The 22,226-nt window shown below is 42.8% G+C and carries 16 protein-coding genes; 13 read left to right on the top strand and 3 right to left on the bottom strand.

Annotated features, from left to right (window positions below; all coding sequences use genetic code 11):
• Positions 1-117: 117 nt before the first annotated feature.
• Positions 118-714: a nitroreductase family protein gene (locus tag ACI3E5_RS09700; RefSeq protein WP_325845147.1), complete on the bottom strand. Its 597-nt coding sequence runs from the start codon at positions 712-714 to the stop codon at positions 118-120.
• Between the two features lie 112 nt (positions 715-826).
• Positions 827-2,278 (bottom strand): NAD-dependent succinate-semialdehyde dehydrogenase, encoded by a 1,452-nt coding sequence (locus tag ACI3E5_RS09695; RefSeq protein WP_325845148.1) that lies wholly within the window; start codon positions 2,276-2,278, stop codon positions 827-829.
• 214 nt (positions 2,279-2,492) lie between these two features.
• Here ACI3E5_RS09695 and lepB point away from each other — a divergent pair, with 214 nt between their 5' ends.
• The 6 genes from lepB to pheT all read left to right on the top strand — a co-directional run bounded on the left by lepB (position 2,493) and on the right by pheT (position 14,658).
• Positions 2,493-3,041 carry a signal peptidase I gene (gene lepB / locus ACI3E5_RS09690; protein WP_005226195.1) on the top strand — a complete coding sequence of 183 codons (549 nt, stop codon included), beginning with the start codon at positions 2,493-2,495 and terminating at the stop codon, positions 3,039-3,041.
• Between the two features lie 121 nt (positions 3,042-3,162).
• Positions 3,163-6,780 (top strand): PD-(D/E)XK nuclease family protein, encoded by a 3,618-nt coding sequence (locus ACI3E5_RS09685; RefSeq protein ID WP_325845149.1) that lies wholly within the window; start codon positions 3,163-3,165, stop codon positions 6,778-6,780.
• The gene (gene addA, locus ACI3E5_RS09680) at positions 6,773-10,450 is read left to right on the top strand and encodes a helicase-exonuclease AddAB subunit AddA (protein ID WP_289229515.1); all 3,678 of its coding nucleotides are present in this window, start codon (positions 6,773-6,775) and stop codon (positions 10,448-10,450) included. Before ACI3E5_RS09685 ends, addA begins: the two co-directional genes overlap by 8 nt.
• Before the next feature lie 67 nt (positions 10,451-10,517).
• Positions 10,518-10,838, top strand: coding sequence for a winged helix-turn-helix transcriptional regulator (locus ACI3E5_RS09675; protein WP_005226192.1), 321 nt, complete (start codon positions 10,518-10,520; stop codon positions 10,836-10,838).
• Positions 10,839-11,190: 352 nt separating this feature from the next.
• Positions 11,191-12,237: a phenylalanine--tRNA ligase subunit alpha gene (gene pheS, locus ACI3E5_RS09670; RefSeq protein WP_005226191.1), complete on the top strand. Its 1,047-nt coding sequence runs from the start codon at positions 11,191-11,193 to the stop codon at positions 12,235-12,237.
• Positions 12,238-14,658, top strand: a complete 2,421-nt coding sequence (gene pheT, locus ACI3E5_RS09665; protein WP_498821591.1) for a phenylalanine--tRNA ligase subunit beta — start codon at positions 12,238-12,240, stop codon at positions 14,656-14,658.
• Positions 14,659-15,060: 402 nt separating this feature from the next.
• Here the strand turns inward: pheT and trpS are convergent, their stop codons facing one another.
• Entirely contained in the window at positions 15,061-16,068 is a 1,008-nt protein-coding gene (trpS, locus tag ACI3E5_RS09660) for a tryptophan--tRNA ligase (RefSeq protein WP_498855867.1), read from the bottom strand.
• A 267-nt stretch (positions 16,069-16,335) separates the two neighbouring features.
• Between trpS and ACI3E5_RS09655 the strand changes: the two genes are divergently transcribed.
• From ACI3E5_RS09655 to ACI3E5_RS09625, 7 genes are all read left to right on the top strand, one after another.
• Positions 16,336-17,073 carry an amino acid ABC transporter ATP-binding protein gene (locus ACI3E5_RS09655; RefSeq protein ID WP_005226188.1) on the top strand — a complete coding sequence of 246 codons (738 nt, stop codon included), beginning with the start codon at positions 16,336-16,338 and terminating at the stop codon, positions 17,071-17,073.
• 18 nt (positions 17,074-17,091) lie between these two features.
• A complete protein-coding gene (locus tag ACI3E5_RS09650; RefSeq protein ID WP_005226187.1) occupies positions 17,092-17,901 on the top strand; it encodes a transporter substrate-binding domain-containing protein in 810 nt (269 codons plus the stop codon).
• Positions 17,902-17,912: 11 nt separating this feature from the next.
• Positions 17,913-18,560, top strand: coding sequence for an amino acid ABC transporter permease (locus ACI3E5_RS09645; RefSeq protein ID WP_325845152.1), 648 nt, complete (start codon positions 17,913-17,915; stop codon positions 18,558-18,560).
• Positions 18,561-18,577: 17 nt separating this feature from the next.
• A complete protein-coding gene (locus tag ACI3E5_RS09640; RefSeq protein ID WP_005226185.1) occupies positions 18,578-19,234 on the top strand; it encodes an amino acid ABC transporter permease in 657 nt (218 codons plus the stop codon).
• A 230-nt stretch (positions 19,235-19,464) separates the two neighbouring features.
• On the top strand, positions 19,465-20,280 hold the full coding sequence (gene racE, locus ACI3E5_RS09635) for a glutamate racemase (protein ID WP_015509769.1): 816 nt from the start codon (positions 19,465-19,467) through the stop codon (positions 20,278-20,280).
• On the top strand, positions 20,281-21,633 hold the full coding sequence (gene rph / locus ACI3E5_RS09630) for a ribonuclease PH (RefSeq protein ID WP_118215625.1): 1,353 nt from the start codon (positions 20,281-20,283) through the stop codon (positions 21,631-21,633).
• Complete coding sequence (locus ACI3E5_RS09625; RefSeq protein WP_005226182.1) at positions 21,630-22,142, top strand: metallophosphoesterase; 513 nt, start codon at positions 21,630-21,632, stop codon at positions 22,140-22,142. The genes rph and ACI3E5_RS09625 overlap by 4 nt, the downstream gene beginning before the upstream one ends.
• Positions 22,143-22,226 lie beyond the last annotated feature (84 nt).

Below are 22,226 nucleotides of genomic sequence, written 5' to 3'. Positions count from 1 at the left end.
TCAAAAGGATATTTTGCCATACAAATAACGACCCCCAAAAGTTAGATTTTTTGGTCTAACTTTTGGGGGTCGCTTCATAAGGCGTAATCAAGGGTCTTTTTTTAGGTTGAAAATTGATTAATGGAACACGCGAAAGCGCTCATCGTCACTTAGAAATTCTTTTTCGTTCGGTTCGCTTTCTTTTGAACCAAAGACTAGTTGCGCCCGTAGTTGCCAATTTTCAGGAATTGACCATTCAGCTGCAACAGCGTCATCGATGACAGGGTTGTAATGCTGTAAGTTGGCGCCTAATCCAGCTTCTTCTAAAGCGGTCCAAGCGTTCGCTTGAGCGATCCCATTCGATTGTTCTGCCCAAACGGGAAAGTTCTCTGCATATAGAGCAAATTGCTCTTGCAAATTTTTCACGGTATCCGTGTGAATAAAGAATAGAACGGTTCCGTAACCCGCTTTAAAACCAGCAAGTTTTTGTTTTGTCGCTTCAAACGCTTCGGGTGGTGTCAATGGTTCTAACGCAGCCTCTGTTAATGTCCACAATTTTTCGTGGGCTTCGCCAAATAAAATCACGGCTCTTGGTGATTGTGCGTTAAACGCAGTTGGACTATTTTTCACTGCTTCTTTCACAATGTCTTCGATTTCAGTGTCGGAAAGAGACACATTTTTACCTAGCCCATAGATTGAGCGGCGCTGTTTGATCGTATCAAGAAATTTTGTCATCGTATTCCCACCTTTTCTATTGTCATAGAGTGAAGTATACATTCTTACTTAATGTTAGTAAAAGAAAATGCTTGGGACGTCAAAAAGTCAGGCAAACGCACCTGACTTTTTCTTATTGGGCATCGATAGCAATGAATTTAACGGTCACGTATTCTTCAGGGCCATATTTGCCGTTTTCACGACCAAAACCGGAATGCTTGACGCCGCCGAAGGGAGCCGCCGGATTTGAGATCGCAATGTCATTGACCCCAACCATCCCATATTGGAGGTTTTGGGCGACATTCGAGATCGTTTGCAAATTCGTTGAAAAGAAGTAGGAAGCTAGTCCAAATTCCGTATCATTTGCCGCAGCGATGACTGCTTGTCGATCCGTAAATGAGATCAATGGGATCACAGGTCCAAAGGTTTCTTCATAGTAGATAGCCATCTCAGAAGTAATCCCATCGATGACCGTTGGTGCGAAGAAGTTGCCTTTTTCGTACTCACCTTCAGTAAGCTTCTTACCACCGAGTAAAACTTTAGCTCCTTTATTTACCGCATCTTCCAACTGCTCGATGACTTTTTCAACGCCTGCTTGGTTGATCAAAGGACCAACAGTAGGGTTTTCCAGACCATTGCCGACCGTTACGGTTTCCATTTTCGCTAGTAATGTTTTGGTAAAGGCGTCTTTGACGGACTCTTCGACAAAAATTCGATTGGGGGATGTACAGACCTGACCGTTGTTGCGGAATTTTGCTGCAATTAATTTTTCAGCAGCTAAATCTAAATCAGCATCAGCAAAAATAAGAAACGGGGCATGACCACCTAACTCCAATGAAACTTTTTTCAGAGTTGGTGCTGCTTGTTCATATAATTTCATCCCAACTTTCGTGGAGCCGGTAAAGGTGATTTTTTTGACTTGTTCATTTTCGGTCAATTCTTTCCCAATCTCAGAAGAATCACCTAAGACGATATTGACGACCCCGTCTGGAAGTCCTGCTTGTTGAAAAAGCTCGCCTAAAGCTAATGCGGATAGTGGGGTTTCTTTTGATGGTTTCATAACAAGGGTACAGCCAACGGCCATAGCAGGTGCAATTTTTCTTGCAATCATGTTAGAAGGAAAGTTCCAAGGCGTGATCGCGCCAACAACCCCGATCGCTTCTTTGCGTACCAGCCAATGATTGTGTTCAGGGGCTGGAATCACTTCGCCATAGACCCGTTGCGCTTCAGCTGCATTCCAACGGAAATTGTCAACGTTGGATTGGATTTCTGCCTCCGCTTCTTTTAATGGTTTTCCTTGTTCCATACTCATGATTTTTGCTAAACGATCGCTTTCTTCCTCCATCAAATCAGCAATGACGTTCATCAAATCGGCACGTTCTCGAGGGGAGCGCTTTGACCATTCGGGAAAAGCAATCGCTGCGGCATCGATTGCTTGCTTGGTTTCCTCGATCCCTCCTTGACTAACTTTTACGAGTTCTTCATTAGTGGCAGGATTGGTAACCGAAACCGACTCTTTTGTTCCTTCAAGCCATTTTCCGTTAATCAATAACTTTGTTGGTACTTGTGGTAACTGTTGGTTCATCTTGGCACTTCCTTTCAATAATGGGTTCTTATTTAACCCTAGCACGGATCAGAAAGGATGACAATTCATATGCAAGTCTCTTGATTCTCCAAATTTTTGTAAAGAACCAAAGGGGAAATGTCCTGCTCCTATCATTTTATGGTAGAATAGAAAAATAAGAATGTTTGTTCGATTCTTGGAAAATATAGTAAAATATTCAAGGAGTGAGGGACGCGTGCAACAAGTAAAAGAGCTTTTAAAAACAGTAGGATTTGTCGTGATCTTCACTTTATTCCTCTTGTTATTAAGACAGTATGTCTTTACTCCTGTGATCGTAAAAGGAGATTCGATGGACCCCACATTACATGATGGTGAGCGGGTGATTGCTTTGAAAAATACCGAGATCGAACGTTTCGATATCATAACGTTTGAAGCACCGGATGAAGCAGGCAAAAACTATATCAAACGCGTGATCGGTTTACCTGGCGATCAGGTTTCCTATCAAAACGATACCCTTTATATCAATGGACAAGCATATGATGAACCCTACTTGGATGAATTCAAAGCAGCTGTCACAGATGGCTTTCCATTGACCAGTGATTTTGATATGGGGTTATTTGGTGTTGAAGTCATTCCTGAAGGTCAAATTTTAGTGTTAGGGGATAACCGCCGAATTTCCAAGGATAGTCGTCAATTAGGTTTGATCGATGAAGCAACGATTTTGGGTGATGTAAAATTTGTATTCTGGCCAATTGCCGATTTTGGTATGCTAGGCAAAGAGTGAAATTCTGCGACCGTTTTTTTGTTTTTAAGGAGATTCTTTTAAAAACAAAGACGCATTTGAAGAAGCGTGTCGCTGATTTTTAGTGTTTTTTTAAAAGACGATGGAGAGAAGGAGTCCTTTCATGAGTTTACGATTTATCCTTGGCGATGGCCGTTGTCGTCATGATCAAGCAGTGATAGAAAATGCAAAAAGTTGGTTAGAAAAAGACCATCAAGAAGTATTTTTTCTGGTACCTAACTACAACAAATTTGAACGAGAGCGCGAGATCCTTCAATTACTGAAAGAGGATCGCGTAGAAGATTTTGCTTCTATTCGCGCGCAAGTGTATAGTTTTCACCGTTTGGCTTGGTTTTATCTGCAGCAAACCGGCTTGCTTTCTCAAAATGCCATCACTGAAAATGGTGCCTCCATGATCATGCGTAAGCTGCTTTTGGAACTAGAAGAAGAACTCGTCTTATACCGTGGTGAGATCAACAAAGCGGGTTTTATCCAGCAATTGTTGGCGTTCTATCAAGAAATGCATACAAGTCGATTGGGGATCGAAGATTTATTGGCAGGTGGTGCTGCACCAAGCGCAACCCAAGACGAGGAGAAAAAATACAGTGAATTAGCGAAAATATTTCAACGATTTGAACAAGAACTTCTGGAGCGTGCATTACAAGTCGAACAACCGATCACCTTGTTGACACGCTTTCTTGAAGGTTCCTTGCTGGATGATTCTCCAGTGGAGCAAGCAATGCCTAACGCGGTGTCAATGAACAAAGCACCAGATCTTTCCCATGCCTTATTTATTATCAGTGGGTTTTCCGCTTTTTCAACACAGGAACAGCAGCTGATTCAAGTGTTGATGAAAAAAAGTCATGTCATTATTGATCTTTTTCTGGATCGTTGGTATCCACAAGAGCTGCCTTCACCGTTAAATTTGTTTTATGAAGCAGGGCGAACCTATTATCAATTGATCAGTTTTGCCCGAGAAAATCAAGTGCCGATTTATTTGGATCAGAAACTTTCGGTCAACCAAGAGGTAGACAAGGAAGCGAAGGGATCGATGCAACAGGCGTATAATGAAATTGAAACATTTTGGCGGCAGACTCAGTCACAAGTCAACTATCAGCAACAGTCCTCTGTGAAGGACTTTCTGGCAGTTTGGAAAGTTGGGAATCCAGAAGAAGAGATCCGTCAGATTGCAGCGTCGATCCGTGGGATGATGAGCGATAAGAAACGGTACCCAGCATTACGATACCGAGAGATCCAATTATTGATCGCTGAACCAGAAATCTATCATCAATATATCCCTAAAATTTTTACTGAGTTTGAGATTCCTTTTTATATCGATGAAGAGCAGATGATGGCGCAACATCCATTGGTTGAGTTTTTGAATGCTTTTTTTGCTTGTCAATCCTACGGCTTTCGCTTAAATGATATTTTACGGTTGCTTAGAACGGAACTTTACTTACCGGCAGCCTATCGCTCCGAAGCAGATTGGCTCGTTGGGCGTGACCAGTTTCGTAAGTTGGTGGATATTACCGAGAACAAAGCGTTGGCTCATGATTTCCAAGGAGCGAGTTGGACGAGAAACGAAGATTGGGAACTGATCGAGTATTTACAATCGGAAGAAGAGCAGACGGATAAAGTGGATTTGACAGCGTATACCAACCAGTTGCGCAGGGCCTTTAAACAAGATGTTGCTGATACTCTTGACTGGCTGACAGCTGCTAGAACGAACCGCGATGCGGTCGAACTGCTGTATCGCTTTTTACTGAATGCCGGTGTTGAAGAACAACTGCGGCATTGGCGAGATCAAGCGATCCAGCAAGGGAAGTTGGATCAAGCCCGTAATCATGAACAAGCATGGCAAGCCTTGATGGATTTGCTGGATGAATATGCTGCGATCTATGGGGAAGAGTCCTTTGATTTTGCGCTCTTTGAGGATGTCTTATTGACTGGCTTAGAAAATGTCACATTCGGGAAGATCCCAACAGCGATCGACCAAGTCAACATCAATCGCCTTGATCTGGCACGTCCAAAGCAAGCAAAGATCACATTTGCACCGGGATTGAATGAAACGGCGTTACCAAGAAAAATAGAGAACAAAACGTTGTTGACGAATGAAGAACGTCAGCATTTCAATCAGTTGTTCAATGGTGAAAAATACCTTAGAGATACAGTGGTGGAAGGCAGTGTCAAAGAGCCATTTGCCTTTTATTCTGTCTTGCTTTCAGCAACGGAACACTTATCACTGTCCTATGCCGTTAATTTTGATACCCAGCAAAACATCAAAATGTCGCCTTATTTAGATCGCGTGGTCAAACGTTTGGATGTCCCACTGCAAGAGCGAGGGATTTTGACGCTAGTCAGCGATCCAAGAAACTATGTCGGCAGTTACCGTGGTCTGATCTATCAAATCAATAACCTCAGTCAGCAAGCGCAAAAAAACAAAGAGAATTTGCCTAGGGTTTGGGAGCAGCTGAAACAAGCACTGCTGCGTTCGGAATGGACAGATTTAGCTGCCCAAGTATTTGAAAGCCAAACGCATCAAAATATTCCGATTCCTTTGTCTCAAGCACAAGCTGCGGCACTATATGGACCGTCGATCTACAGTTCCATTTCTCAGATGGAGACGTTCTATCAGTGTGAATACAAGTATTTCGTCAGCTACGGATTACGGTTAAAAGAACGGGAAGTTTATGGCTTAAATCCAGCAATGACCGGTGAGTTTTTCCATGATGCGTTGGACCGCTTTGTCAAAGTCCTGATTGCTGAAAATATTTCCTTGACCCAGTTAACTGCTGACCAACGCGTGCAATTTGTGGAAGTCGTTTTGCAGGAAATTTTTGGCGAAAGCCGTTATCGCTTACTGACGAGCTCTGCTCGGATGAATTTTATTCGGTATCAATTAGGCAAGACGATTCAGCGAGTAGCGTGGGCATTAGCGAAACAAGGACAAAAAATGCATTTTAGTCCTGAAAAGACGGAGGTGCTATTCGGTCAGATCGCTGGCTCAAATGGAATCAATGGGATCGAATTGCCATTAAGTTCTGGCGGGAAACTGCATGTGCGGGGGAAGATCGATCGTGTCGATACGGCGAAAACGGAAGAAGAACAATGGCTTTCTGTTGTTGACTATAAATCTAGCAGCCGAGATTTTGACCTTTCTGAAGCATACTACGGACTTGCGATGCAGTTGATCACCTATCTCGATGTCGCATTGACGGATGCTGTCCAACTGGTTGGTTCGCCAAATGTGCGACCAGCGGGGGCTTATTATCTGCATGTGCATAATCCGCTTTTGGACGGACAAGAAGCCAGTGAAGAAGAACGTTTAAAACGTTTCAAGTATGACGGGTTGTTTATTGACGAACCGGCTGTTTTCCCGTTGCTAGATGAGGATGTTGAAGCCAGCAAAAATTCACCGATATTTCCTGTTCGAAAAGACAAAAACGGCAATTATCAAAAAACAACGCAGGCGAAAAACAAGTTTTATACAGAAGAAGAGCTTGAACTATTAAGAAAACACAATCGTAAAAACATGCAGCAAAGCGGTGAGAAGCTGTTGAGCGGTGAAATCGCCTTAAACCCGTCTTATAAAATAAAAGACAAAAAACGGGCGTGTGAATTTTGTCCGTTTCGCAGCATCTGTGACTTTGATGTATTGTTGAAAGAAAATGAGTACCACCGTTTAGAAAACTTATCTAAAGATGAGATTATCCATCGCTTAAGGGAGGAAGAAGATGAGTAAGATCCCTTTAAAACCGCAAAATGAAACCTTTACGGATACCCAATGGCAAGCCATTTTTGATAAAGGGGATAATATCCTCGTTTCCGCTTCAGCGGGTTCAGGCAAAACCACCGTTTTGGTTCGGCGAGTGATCGAAAAGCTAAAAGCAGGAACGACGATCGATTCTTTACTGATCGTAACCTTTACCGAAGCAGCTGCTCGAGAAATGAAAGAACGGATTCAAGTGGCATTGCAACAGGCCATCAATCAAGAAAGTGACGAGCAAAAGCGCCAGCACTTCGTTCGTCAGCTGCAGCTGTTGCCGACAGCTAACATTTCTACCTTGCATGCGTTTTGTTTAACTGTGATTCGGCGTTTTTATTATTTGATCGATTTAGATCCCAATTTCCGCATGATGACCGATGAAACCGAAATTTTATTGATGAAAGAAGAAATATGGACACAGCTGAGAGATCAACAATATGAAGCCAATGATGAAGCCTTCTTTCGTTTGACGGAAAATTTTTCAAGTGATCGTTCTGATGAAGGCGTCGGGGATCTGATCCTGTCTCTTTATGACTTTGCCCGAGCCAATCCAGATCCAGTCAACTGGTTAGCCCATCTAAGTGATCACTATATCGGCAAAGAAACCTTTGCTGAAAATATCCTGTATCAATCGCAAATCAAACCGAGTTTGCAAGAAAATTTGAAGACAGCGGCGCATTTGCTGCAGGCGGCGCAAGACTATGCCCGTTCTGATGAAGCGATGGAAAAAGCCGCACAGTTGATCGATACCGAATTGGGCATGGTGGAAACCTTAAAGGCTCTGCTGGATGCAGACGATGTCGATGGCTTCTATGAGCAGATCCAAACATTGCGTTTTGGTCGTTACCCAGCTTTTCGCAAACCAGAACAAAAGGAATTGTCCCAAGAAATCAAGCCCTTACGCGATGATGCGAAAAAATTGGTCGAGCAATTGAAAGCCACCTTCCCGTATCCACCAGCTGAAATGATGGAGCTGCTTCATCGATCAGCACCTGTCGTTGAAAAAATGGCAGCGATGACCGAAGCATTTATGAAAGCATTTCAAGAAAGAAAGCTTTCAAAAGGCCGTTTAGACTTTAATGATTTGGAACATTTCACCTTGCAGATTTTACAAGGAGATGGCAGTGGAAGTGAGGCGTCGACCTATTATCGTGATCGCTTTGAAGAAGTTTTAGTCGATGAATACCAAGACGTCAATCGGCTGCAAGAGGCAATTTTATATTGGGTGAGACAAGTCGATCATAACCCTGGCAACATGTTTATGGTGGGGGATGTGAAGCAGTCGATCTATTCGTTTCGACTAGCAGATCCGACGCTATTTATCGAAAAATACTTGGCATTTGAAACAGAGAATGGTGGGCGGAGAATCGTCTTAGCAGAAAATTTCCGTTCTCGTTCCGATGTATTGGATTTTACGAATCTAGTTTTTCAACAACTGATGGATGAAAGGGTTGGACAAATCCCTTACGATGAGGCGGCAGCCTTGATTACCGGTTTTCCTGATTTTCCAGAAAGCGAGGCCTTTGCCACAGAGCTCTTGTTATATGAAAAAGAGCATGAATCCGAAGAACAATTGATCGATGACAAAACAGAAGGTGAAATGCAGATCACTGCCTTGAAGATTCGAGAGTTGATTGAATCAAACTTCATGATCTATGACAAAAAAGCCAAAACAAATCGACCAATCACTTACAATGACATCGTCTTATTGACCCCCACACGTAAAAACAATCTTGTCATTTTAGATGTCTTTAAGCAGTTTGGGATTCCGATGGCGGTCAATGATGCTCAAAACTATTTTCAGGCAACGGAGATCCAAACCGTCGTTTCTTTGCTGCAGATCATTGATAACCCGTACCAAGATATCCCACTTGTGGCCGTTTTGCGTTCGCCAATCGTCGGCCTAACAGAAGATCAATTGGCTGAGATCCGTTTAGCGAATCGTTCCAGCGACTACTACGATGCAGTATTGGATTACCATGGGCAACAAGAAGCGTCACCCTTGTGGCAAACGGTGGATGGGTTTTTAACAAAACTGGAACAATGGCGAGAGGAAGCACGACGATTACCAATCCCGACCTTACTTTGGCAAATCTATGAAGATACTGCCTATTTGGATTATGTCGTGGGACTGCCTGCGGGTCAGCAGCGCTATGCCAATTTAGCGGCATTGGTCCACAGAGCGGAGAAATACGAAAAGAGCAGTTTCCGTGGGTTGTACCAATTCATTCGCTTCATCGAAAAGATGCAAGAAAAAAACAAGGACTTGGCAGAGCCATTAGCTACACCAGTAGAAGATGCGGTTCGTGTGATGACCGTCCATGCAAGTAAAGGTTTGGAATTTCCTGTAGTCTTCTTATTGGATACAACAAAATTCTTTAATTACCAAGATTTTCAAAAACGCTATATCTTTGAAGAACAGCTGGGGGCTGGAATCCAATATGTGGAACCCGCAGAAAACCTTAAATTTGAAACACTGCCGTTTCAAGCCATCAAGCAAGTTCGTTTGAAAAAAGCCTTGTCAGAAGAGATGCGAAAATTATACGTAGCATTGACACGAGCAGAGCAGAAGCTTTTCTTAGTAGGCTCCTATAAAAATCAAGCGGATGCCTTTAAGACGTGGCAATCTGGCTTGACACAATCCGAGATGGTTCTTGATCCAGCGTTGCGCTTAGTGGCTCGGGGGAGCTTGATGGATTGGGTCGGACGGACCTTGATGCGCCATCCAGATATGGAAGCAGTATTCTCCGAAGCGTCAGAGCGCAAGCGAACGATCGATCATCCTGCTCATTTTCGTCTGTCATGGTGGAATCAAGAAACGATCACGCAAGAAGTCCAAGAGACGCTTGCGCCAGTCGAGGAGCCTAAACGATTGATTGCGCCAGATAGCAATATCGATGATCTTTTGAAACGCCTAGCCTATCGCTATCCTTATCAAAAAGCGACCCAAACGACTAGTTATCAATCTGTTTCAGAATTGAAAAGACTCTATAACGATCCTGATGATCAACAGACCACTTTGTTGGAATGGCGGTCGGTTTCCGAGAAGACGAATCCTCAGCAATATCGCTACGTACAAGATGAATTGGCGAAACCCAAATTTCTGCAAGAAACGAAGCCTCTCGCCAGCAGTATCGGAACCGCAACACATACGGTTTTGCAAATGATCCCCTTAGGAATGAAGCCAACACAAGATACTTTGGCGCTCCTGATTGCTGAACTCGTGAAAAAGCAATTTTTTTCTGAAGAAATCGCCAAAAAAATTGACCGATCGAGTATTTTGTGGTTTTATCAAACTGAACTAGGTGAACTGCTGAACCAATTCTCTGATGTGGTGAAGCGGGAGCAGCCGTTTTCGATGCTAAAAGAGGCCGATACGATCTTTGAAGGGTTTGACGAACCAGATGCGCCGCTTTTGATCCATGGTATTATTGACGGCTATATTGAATTGGCGGATGAAATCATTTTGTATGACTTTAAAACGGATGATGTGTTCGGCAGTCAGGCTCAGATTGAACAGAAAATGCGCGAACGATATTATGGTCAATTAAAACTCTATTGCCAAGCATTGGAGAAAGCATTGAACAAACCAGTGAAACAGACCTATCTAGTGCTGTTAAAACCTAAGATGATCGTGGCATTCTAGCTGATCGATCCTAGTTTCTTACATTTCGTAAGTCATATGCTATAATAGGTAAAAGAGGTGATGGAGAATGATAAAAGTAGAATCGGATTATGCCCTTTGTCCTAAATTTGAAAAAGCTTTTTCTATTTTAGGCAAAAAGTGGAACGGCTTGATCATTGATGTCCTTCTTGAAGACGGCAAACAAAGATTTGTTGAGTTAGCAAACAAGATTCCTCAAGTGAGTGATCGGGTGTTAGTCGAACGCTTGAAAGAATTAGAGCGGGAAGAAATTGTCTGCAAAGAAAACAATCTTTACTGCTTGACGCCAAGAGGTATTGCTCTTGAAAAGAGTATGATGAGTGTGAAGCGTTGGGCAGAAACCTGGGTACGTGAGGAAGAATGCAGTTGATTTCTCAACGGAAATTAGGTAAACTAAGCTTAAATGAATAGTAATAAAAAGCGTTGATAGAAACTAGTAATTTGGCTGGATCAGAAAAAGGGAGACTTGTCACAGACTGAAAGCAAGTCCTGCATTCGAAAAATGAATTTCACTTCTGGAGCTTGCTGAGAACAATCAGTCGGCAGTGTTGCTGTCGTTAGCCGAAGTGAGTGCGCGGAACTTTCCGCGAATGAGGATGGTAACACGAGACGTCGTTCCTTTTTAAGGGATGACGTCTTTTTTTGTCTTTTTTTCAAAAGATCGTCACTTTTTCCAGTCAAATCGTTTTTTACACTATTCACTGTATAGAAGGAGGAAACACATGTCTTTACAAGAAAAATTAGAAGCATTGAAGGAAACGACATTGCTTAAAATCAAAGAAAGTCCAACCATGAATGACTTGAATCAGATTCGAGTGGAAGTGCTTGGAAAAAAAGGTCCCATTACTGAAGTTCTACGGGGGATGAAAGATCTTTCTGCGGAAGAACGGCCGAAGGTGGGGAGCTATGCCAACGAGATTCGTGATATCTTGACAGAAGCGATCGAAGAAGCAAAATCGTCTATCGAAGCAGCAAACTTGGAAAAAGCCCTTGCTGAAGAATCCATCGACGTGACTTTGCCTGGTAAAAAGATGGACCGAGGAACACGCCATGTGCTAACGCAAATCATGGAAGAAATCGAAGATATCTTTGTTGGTATGGGCTACCAAGTAGTTGAAGGCTACGAAGTGGAAAAAGATCATTACAACTTCGAACGGATGAATCTGCCAAAAGATCATCCAGCCAGAGACATGCAGGATACTTTTTATATTTCAGAGGAAGTGCTGATTCGGACCCATACGTCACCAGTGCAAGCGCGAACAATGGAGACTCATGATTTTTCTAAAGGGCCGCTGCGGATGATCTCACCAGGGAAAGTTTTCCGTCGTGACACAGATGATGCGACCCATAGCCACCAATTCCATCAAATTGAAGGATTGGTGATCGATAAAAATATTACGATGGGTGACTTAAAAGGAACCTTAGAAGTCATGATGCAAAAAATGTTTGGTGAAGATCGCCAAATTCGCTTGCGACCAAGCTATTTCCCTTTCACAGAACCATCGGTCGAAGTCGATGTCAGCTGCTTCAAGTGCGGTGGTGCGGGTTGTAACGTTTGTAAACAAACTGGCTGGATCGAGATCCTCGGTGCTGGAATGGTGCATCCTAACGTCTTAGAAATGTCAGGGATCGATCCAACCCAATATTCAGGATTTGCTTTTGGTTTAGGTCCTGATCGAGTGGCAATGCTGCGCTACGGCGTAAACGACATTCGCCAATTCTATCAAAATGATGTGCGTTTCATTCGCCAGTTCAAGGGGGAACAATAAATGTTAGTATCGTACAAATGGTTAAATGAATACCTTGATCTGTCTGAGATCACACCAAAAGAGCTGGCGGATAAAATGTCAGTGACTGGGATCGAAGTCGAAGGTATTGACGTGCCTGAAGAGGGTTTAAAAAAAATCGTTGTCGGAGAAGTGACCGACTGCCGACCACATCCAGATTCTGATCATCTATCGATTTGCCAAGTAAATATTGGTGAGGAAGAAGACACGCAAATCGTTTGTGGGGCACCAAATGTCAAAAGCGGCATCAAAGTCATCGTGGCATTACCAGGCTCTCGAATCGCGGGCAATGTAAAAATCAAAAAGGGCAAGATGCGGGGAGAAGTTTCGAACGGCATGATTTGTTCATTGCAAGAATTGGGATACGCCGATAGCGTGATTCCCAAAGAATACGCAGAAGGAATCTATTATTTACCAGCAGAAGCAGAAGTAGGAACACCGGTTTTTCCTTATCTCGATATGGATGATCACATTATCGAATTATCGATCACTCCGAACCGCGCGGATGCGTTGAGCATGCGGGGGGTTGCTTATGAAGTCGGTGCCATCTATCGGCAAACACCGAAGTTTCCTGAAATTGCGCTTAATGAAAGTGAAGTAGCTGCTGCCGATAAAATTCAGGTGAAGGTCACGGAAGCAACCGATGCACCCGCCTACCAAATTCGAATCATTGATGGTGTAACGATCGCCCCAAGTCCACAATGGCTGCAAAATCGCTTGATGAATGAAGGCATTCGTCCAATCAACAATGTTGTGGACGTGACAAATTATATCTTGTTATTATTTGGACAACCATTGCATGCTTTTGATTATCAAAAGCTAGACAGCAAGGAAATACTGGTACGTCGCGGCAAAGAAAATGAAAGCCTAGTTACCTTAGATGGAGAAACACGTCAGCTTTCATCAGAAGACATCGTTATCACCAACGGAATGACACCCGTTGCGCTCGCAGGCGTCATGGGAGGGCTTGATTCTGAAATCACGGAAACAACGACCACAGTCGCTTTAGAAGCGGCGCTGTTCGATCCATTAGCGATTCGTTTAACCTCAAAGAAATTCAATTTAAGAAGTGAGTCCTCTGCTCGTTTTGAAAAAGGGATCAACCAAGCAACGGTTGCAAAAGCTTGTGATGCAGCAGCAGCACTAATTGCGGAACTTGCTGGCGGAACGGTCTTAAAAGGGGCAGTAATAGGTTCCCAAGTAGCTGTAGAACCTGTGGAGGTTACAATCACTTTAGCTCGAATCAATAGCTATTTAGGCACAGAAATCACTGATGAAGAAGTGCAAGAAATCTTTGATGCATTAGGCTTTGGTCATCGTCAAGAAGCAGACAGCTATATTGTTTCTGTCCCACCTCGTCGTTGGGATATTACGATCGAAGCAGATATCATTGAAGAAGTGGCGCGTATTTACGGTTATGATCGTTTGCCATCGACTTTACCGCAAGGAGAAACGGTTGCCGGTCATCTAACCAAAGCGCAACGTCTGACTAGAGAAGTTCGGACGCTATTGGAAGGCAACGGGGTCAGTGAAGCCATCAGCTATGCTTTGACCACTGAAGAGAAGGCACAACAATTTACGGATAAATCGAGCCAAGTGACTCGATTGGATTGGCCAATGACCGAAGAGCGTGCCGTCTTGCGCTTGAATCTGATTTCAGGCTTGTTAGACGACGTTGCGTACAATTTGGCACGTAAAAACAATCGTGTTGCTTTGTATGAAATTGGTCGCGTCTTCTATCAAACAGGCGACAGTAAGCACGAGCTGCCAACAGAAGTCAATCACTTAGGGCTAGCTTTGACAGGAAATATCCATGAGAAAGACTGGCAAACCCAAGCTCAAAAAGTTGATTTCTTCCATTTGAAAGGCATTTTAGAAAATCTATTTGATTCGTTGGCATTAACCGACCGTATTCGTTATCAAAAAACGGCAGCCCTCAAAGAGATGCATCCTGGCCGTACGGCAATGATCTTGCTAGATGACCAAGAAATCGGCTTCTTGGGACAAGTCCACCCATCGATTGCCAAAGATTATGAAGTGAGTGAAACCTATGTTACTGAATTGAACTTAGATCAACTGTTAGCAGCGAAAACAGAACAATTGGTCTATCAACCAGTTTCTAAGTTCCCATCAGTAACGCGAGATATGGCACTCTTGCTTGATGAAACGATCGATAACCAGTCCGTGATGGAGATCATTCGCGAAAGTGCCGGTCGCTTCTTAAGTGCGATTCGTTTATTCGATGTTTATCAAGGGAAAAACATCGAAGCAGGCAAAAAATCATTAGGGTACAGCCTGACCTTTAGCAATCCAGAAGCTACCCTGACGGATGAAGAGATCAATCAAGCAATAGCGAAAATTACTCGTAACTTAGAAGAAAAAGTTCAAGCAGAAATCCGCTAATCAAATAAGTAGAAAAACGTTCTCCACCATACAAAGAAGTTGGGTGGGGAACGTTTTCTACTATTATAATAGATGCTCAGATGACACAAGAATGTGAGGAGTTGAGTGAAAGCTGTAAAAGATTTCTCTATAGAAGGCAATCCAGTTTTTTTGGTACAACCTTTTTTAAACACTGGCAAGGCTGGAAAAATGCATTTTCTAATCCACATTTTATGAAGATATTTTTTAGGACAGCTCTCTTAGTTTTTGTGCAAGAAACAGCATCAAATCAAATTACACAAAGTGTCAGTCTGGGGAGGAAGGGTTCTCGTGAAATCTAACACAGAGTTGGCACATAGGTTTTGTATGAAAGAATTCATTCCGATTTGTAAACAAAAAAACAAGCCTTTACGGCTTGTTTTTTTAGGCAAAGTAATTGATGCCCATTGCATTTTTGACTTCAGCTAACGTTTGGGCGGCAACTTGTTCTGCTTTTTCACTACCAAGTTTTAATAAGTTCATCACTTCACCGGGATCTTTTGCAAAAGCTTCACGGCGTTCACGAATCGGTGCAAATTCGGCTTCCAGAACATCGATCAAATAGCGTTTGATTTTGACATCGCCTAGTCCACCACGAGTGTAATGTTCTTTTAATTCAGCAATTTTTTCTTTTTCAGTGCCAAATACATCAAGATACGTAAAGACCATATTGCCTTCGACTTGTCCAGGGTCGTTGACATGAATGTGATTTGGGTCCGTGTACATGCTCATCACTTTCTTTTGTAATACATCGGCTGGATCAGATAAGTAAATACCATTGTTCAGTGATTTGCTCATTTTCCCGTTCCCATCGATCCCCGCTAAACGCCCCATGCCTTTTGGCGGTAAAACCGCTTTTGGTTCGACTAATACTTCATTATACGTAGAATTAAAACTATGCACGATTTCTTGCGTTTGTTCCAGCATTGGTTTTTGATCTTCTCCAACGGGGACTAAATTTGCTTTAAAAGCGGTGATATCCGCTGCTTGAGAGACAGGATAGATGAAGAAACCTGAAGGGACGCCTTCACCAAATTTTTTTTGTTCAATTTCGGCTTTAACGGTTGGATTGCGTCGTACTCGAGCAACACTGACTAGATTGAGATAATACATCGTCAATTCAGAGAGCTGAGGGATTTGCGATTGAATAAACATCGTTGTTTTTGCTGGATCCAATCCAACGGCTAAATAATCCAAAGCAACTTCTAGAATATTCGCTGAGACCTTCTCAGGTGTTTTCGCATTATCTGTTAGTGCCTGCATGTCAGCGACCATGATATAAAGCTGATTTTCAGGGTCAGCTTGCATTTCGACCCGTTTTTTTAAAGACCCCACATAATGGCCAAGATGCAATTTGCCAGTTGGGCGGTCGCCAGTTAAAATCGTATTCACTTTTTTTCCACCTTTTCCTTTGTTATATGGTTTATCTTACCTTTTTTTAGCAAAAGAAACAACCGGTTCTCCTTGTGATCTGATGGGGTGAGAAAAATTTTCATGGACAAAAACCTCACATCAAAGTAAAATAGCACTTGTCTTTTCAGAAATAAGGGGGGAACATTGGAAAAGCACCTTTACAAATGAAAAAAGATTGAGCTATAATATGAATCAAATCTTTCCAATTACTCATTTAATTTTAAAAAAAGCTAGGAGTGTGAATCAATGGCAATGATCGAATTTAAGAACGTAGAGAAATATTACGGAAAGTTCCATGCATTAAAAAACATCAACCTTGAATTTGAAAAAGGTGAGGTCGTTGTTGTTATCGGACCTTCAGGATCTGGTAAAAGTACAATGCTCCGTACGATTAATGGTCTAGAAACCATTTCAGGTGGTCAATTATTGGTCAATGGCAAGAACTTGTTTGACAAAGATGTCAAAATGACAGAAATTAGAAAAAACATCGGCATGGTGTTTCAACATTTCAATTTGTATCCAAATAAAACCGTGTTAGAAAACATTACGTTGGCACCGATCAAAGTATTAAAACAAAATGAGCAAGAAGCCATCAATTTGGCGGAAAAGCTTCTTGATCGGGTAGGGATGTTAGATAAAAAAGATTCCTATCCTTCCATGTTATCTGGCGGACAACAGCAGCGGGTCGCAATTGCCAGAGGGCTTGCGATGAAACCAGAAATGCTGCTTTTTGATGAGCCAACGTCAGCATTGGATCCAGAAATGATTGGTGATGTCTTGGATGTCATGAAAAAAATTGCCAGTGAAGGCATGTCCATGATCGTTGTTACCCATGAAATGAGCTTTGCCCGTGAAGTAGCAGATCGAATCGTCTTTATGGCGGAAGGACAAGTCCTAGAGGATCGGCGCGATGTCGATGGATTCTTTGATGCACCAAGAGACGAACGTGCAAAACAATTCTTGAGCAAAGTCAGCAATCATTAAGCAATAGGAGGAACCCTTATGAGAAAGAAAATCTTTTCCTTTCTAGTCTTAGCCTTTGCCCTTGTGACTTTCTCAGGTTGTAAAGGACAAAGTGCCGCAGAGATCGATATTTTAGAAAACAGCAAAGAGACGAATCAGATCGTTTGGGGCGTAAAAAACGATACCCGTCTTTTTGGATTAATGGATATCGCGACCAGAGAAGTACGAGGATTCGATATTGATATCGCTCGTGCAATCACTGAGAAAATTTTAGGTCGTGATGGCAATGCCATCTTTGTTGAAGTTACCTCAAAAACCCGGATTCCTCTTTTGAAAAACGGCAACATCGATGCAATCATCGCCACGATGACTATCACGGAAGAACGTAAAAAACAGGTCGATTTTTCCGATGTCTACTTTGATGCAGGACAATCGTTATTAGTCGCAAAAGATAGTCCAATCCAAGGGATCGAAGATTTGACCGCAGATACCACTGTATTGGTCGTGAAAGGCTCTACTTCCGCTGTGAACATCCGTGAAGCAGCACCAGAAGCGCAAATTTTGGAACTTGAGAATTATGCGGAAGCCTTTACCGCTTTACAATCTGGTCAAGGGGATGCTATGACCACGGATAATGCGATCCTATTAGGGATGGCGAGTGAAAATCCCAATTACCATTTAGTTGGCGAAACTTTTACAGAAGAACCTTATGGGATTGCTATCAATAAAGGACAAAAGCCGTTTCTTGATGCAGTGAATCAAGCCTTGCGGGAAATGCGTGAAGATGGAACCTATGATGAGATTTACAACAAGTGGTTCCCTGAAGACGAATCAGGAAAAGTAGAGTAGGAGGAAACTGAATGGTTGAATTATTTCAAACGTATACCGGTCAGTTTATTGAAGGCTTTAAATACACAGTCATGGCGAGTTTGATCGCACTGTTTTTTAGTCTTTTGATCGGAACCTTAATGGCAATTTTTCAGTTGTCAGACAATCGCCTCATCAAAGGGATTGCCAAAGCGTATGTTGAGTTTTTTAGAAATATTCCCTTATTGATCATCGTGATGTTCTTTTATGTCGTTGTGCCAATGTATTGGGTTTCTTTTGACGGCTTTCAAGCAGGAACGATCGGCTTAACGATCTATACATCGGCATTTATCGCTGAGACGATCCGTTCAGGGATTCAAACGGTCCCTAAAGGCCAGTTGGAAGCTTCCTTGTCTTCTGGTTTTACTTACAGCCAAGCAATGCGCTACATTATTTTGCCTCAAGCATTTAAGATCGTCGTACCGCCGTTAGGCAATCAATTTATCAATCTTGTCAAAAATTCATCAATTTTGGCGATGGTCGCAGGATTAGATATTATGTATCAAGGCGATTTGATCGCAAGTGAGACCTTCAATACATTTGATACGTATATCATTGTTGGTCTTTTCTATTTGATCATTACCCTACCATTGTCTTATTTGATGGTTTACTTGGAACGGCGTTGGGCTGTCCGCTCATAGAAAGGAGCTAACGAACTATGGACTTTTTTGAAGCTTTTTCAGCGATTAACATTCGCTTCTTGATCGATGGCTTGCGGGTAACAGTTGAAGTGTCGATCCTATCGATTTTATTTAGCTTTATTATCGGAGGGATCGCCGGCATTTTGCGCTTCAGCTCGATCCCAGTCTTTTCTAAAGTATTAGGTGTCGTGATCGATGTTATTCGTAACTTGCCTTTGCTCTTGATCATCTTTTTCACTTACTTTGCATTGCCGCAGATCGGTATCCGCTTTAATATTTTTTGGTCAGCAGTTGTGGCGTTGACGATTTTTGAATCAGCGATGCTTTCTGAAATTTTTCGTGCTGGTTTGAATTCTGTGCCAAAAGGGCAGATGGAAGCTGGTTTGTCTACAGGGCTAAGCTATGTCGAAGTATTGCGGAGCATCGTCGTGCCGCAGGCATTTAAAGCGATGCTGCCAGCGATCGTCAGTCAGTTGATCTCTTTGATCAAAGATACGTCATTAGCTGTGATTATTTCTTTACCAGAGCTGACTCATCATGCTCGAATCATTTATGGTCAAAACACAAACTATGTTTTGCCTATGTTTTTAGCAATGACTGTTTTATACTTTTTGGTTTGTTATGCCTTGTCATTGCTTTCTGGCTTTTTGGAAAAACGTCAGTACGATTACTAAAACGAATAATCGTCAAAAACATCCCCACGATCGGTCTTTCACCCATGCAAGTGCAACTTGTGGGGTGTAAGCCAATCGTAGGGGCTTTTTTCTTTTTGACCGTTTCGTGGTTTTTGGGAAAGCTTTTTTAGCAAACGAAAGGAATACTTGAAAAATAGTCAAAAAAAGTCCAAAATGAATAAGAGAGAAAAATGCACCAAACTCTTTCTTTCATGTAAAGGATGGAAACTATGACAAACAACAGACCAATTGGTTTTATCGATTCTGGTGTTGGTGGGTTGACGGTCGTCAAAGAAGCAATCAAGCAATTACCCAACGAATCGATTCTTTATCTGGGAGATACAGCCAGATGCCCGTATGGTCCGAGACCTGCTGAGCAAGTCATCGAGTATACGTGGCAAATGACCCGTTTTTTATTAGAAAAAAACATTAAAATGTTGGTGATCGCTTGTAATACAGCAACAGCGGTCGCCCTTGAAGAAATCAAAGAACAACTAGCGATCCCAGTGATCGGCGTGATCCTGCCTGGCAGTCGAGCAGCAGTCAAAGCAAGCAAAAACCAACGAATCGGTGTCATCGGGACAAACGGAACGATCAAAAGTGACTCTTACAAGCGCGCGCTTCATGGCAAAGCGCCCCATGCGTCCGTCGTCAGTTTGGCTTGCCCGAAGTTTGTGCCGATCGTAGAAAGCAAACAATACCATAGCTCGGTCGCCAAGAAAATCGTGGCAGAAACGTTGCGTCCATTGAAAAACAAACGGCTAGATACAGTGATTTTGGGTTGTACCCATTATCCTTTATTGCGTCCTTTGATCCAAAATGAATTGGGCGCTCATATCCAGCTGATTGATTCAGGGGCAGAAACGGTGGGGGAAGTCAGCACCTTGTTGGACTATTTTTCCATTGCTGCAACGAGTCAGGACGATCCGCATCCGCAACATGCATTTTTTACTACTGGTTCACCGAAAATGTTTGATGAGATTGCCAATGATTGGCTTGATTTAGACACGATCTCATCGATTCACACTGATTTAGGAGGCTTTTAAATGCGACATGATGGCAGAAAAGAAACAATGTTAAGACCAGTTAAAATTCAAACCAACGTCTACAAACACCCCGAAGGATCGGTTGTGATCTCTTTTGGTGACACAACCGTGATCTGTTCGGCAACGATTGAAGATCGGGTCCCTCCGTTTTTACGAGATACGGGAAAAGGCTGGGTCACAGCCGAATACAGTATGCTTCCACGAGCGACCAACACTCGTAATCGTCGAGAAAGTGCCAAAGGCAAGCTTTCTGGTCGGACGATGGAGATCCAACGGCTGATCGCTCGTTCCTTGCGCGCAGTAGTCGATTTAGAAAAATTAGGGGAGCGCAGTATCGTGGTCGATTGTGATGTCGTTCAAGCAGATGGCGGTACCCGAACAGCTAGTATTACCGGCGCATTTGTCGCGTTGCGTTTAGCTATCGATACCTTGTTGCGTGACAAAGCGTTGACGGAAGATCCAATCAAGGAGCATTTGGCAGCAATTAGTGTCGGGATCTTACCAGATGGCACCTGTGTGACCGATCTTGATTATCAAGAAGATTCTTCAGCTGCTGTTGACATGAATTTGGTGATGACGGAATCTGGTCGATTTGTCGAATTGCAAGGAACTGGGGAAGAAGCGACCTTTGATGGTCAGCAGTTGAATGAGATGCTGATTTACGGAAAAACGGCTATCGAAGAATTGATTGCCTATCAAAAAGAGGCACTGTTTTTACCAGATGAACCCCCTTATGAGATTCCCGAAAAAACGATCGTCATTGCTACAGGCAATCCAGGAAAAGCCAAGGAATTTAAAGCCGTATTTGGCGCAGCAGGTTACGATGTGCGTACCTTAAAAGACTATCCTTCCTTGCCAGATGTTGAAGAAACCGGCACCACCTTTGAAGAAAATGCCCGCCTTAAAGCCGAAACCATCGCCAGAATTTTGGGAAGACCGGTGTTAGCTGATGACTCAGGACTGAAAGTCGATGCACTAGGGGGACGACCAGGGGTGTACTCTGCTCGATTTGCTGGTGAGCAAAAAAGTGACGCTGCCAATAATGCAAAATTGCTCTATGAATTGACGGATGTCGAAGATGACAAACGCAGTGCCCAATTTCACTGTACGTTAGTTTTCGCAGCGCCAGGAAAAGAGAGTTTGGTGGTTGAAGCTCAATGGCCGGGGAGAATCGGCCGCATCCCTCGCGGAGAAAATGGGTTCGGCTACGATCCATTGTTTATTCCTGATGGTTCAGAGCAAAGCGCAGCCCAAATGAGTCAAGAAGAAAAGAACCGAGTGAGCCACCGTGGTCTAGCAATCAAAAAACTGCAGGAACAGTGGCGGGAGTGGTTAGAAGGAGAAAATGTATGAAATACTTAGTTGTCAGTGACAATCATTCAGATCGTGAGATTCTTGTTGATCTTAAAAATGAATTCGAAAATCAAGTCGATTTGTTCCTTCATTGTGGGGATTCAGAACTTCCTGAAACGGATCCTTTATGGGAAACATTCCAAGTCGTTTGTGGCAATTGCGATTACGGTGGTGGTTTTCCGAATGAGCGTATCGTTAAAACGCCGCTGGATACCATCTATATGACCCATGGCCATTTGGCGGATGTTCGTTTTGGCGTAACCAAATTAGGCTTAAAAGCGCAACAAGCAGATGCCTCGATCGCTTTGTTTGGTCATACGCATCAAATTGCTTGTGAGAAAGTCGGGAATCGACTTTTCTTGAATCCCGGCAGTATTTCCCAACCGCGAGGGCAAATTCAAATCAAAAGTTTTGCGATTATTGAAAGTACGCCAGAACAATGGGCAATCCAATACTATGATCGTTCCTTTCATAAAGTCCCAGAGCTAGCTTTCGTTTTCACACGTTAAGTAAGCGGAATCAAAAAGTAAAAATTTCATTATAATTTTGCAGGTTTCTACTTTCTATTCTCATTTTCAAGTAAAATAGAAGAG

It is taken from the genome of Candidatus Enterococcus avicola (assembly GCF_047470845.1).
GTDB classification, from domain to species: Bacteria; Bacillota; Bacilli; order Lactobacillales; family Enterococcaceae; genus Enterococcus_D; species Enterococcus_D casseliflavus.
Note: the sequence above shows the minus strand (reverse complement) of the source record. Positions and strands in the feature narration are given on the sequence as shown.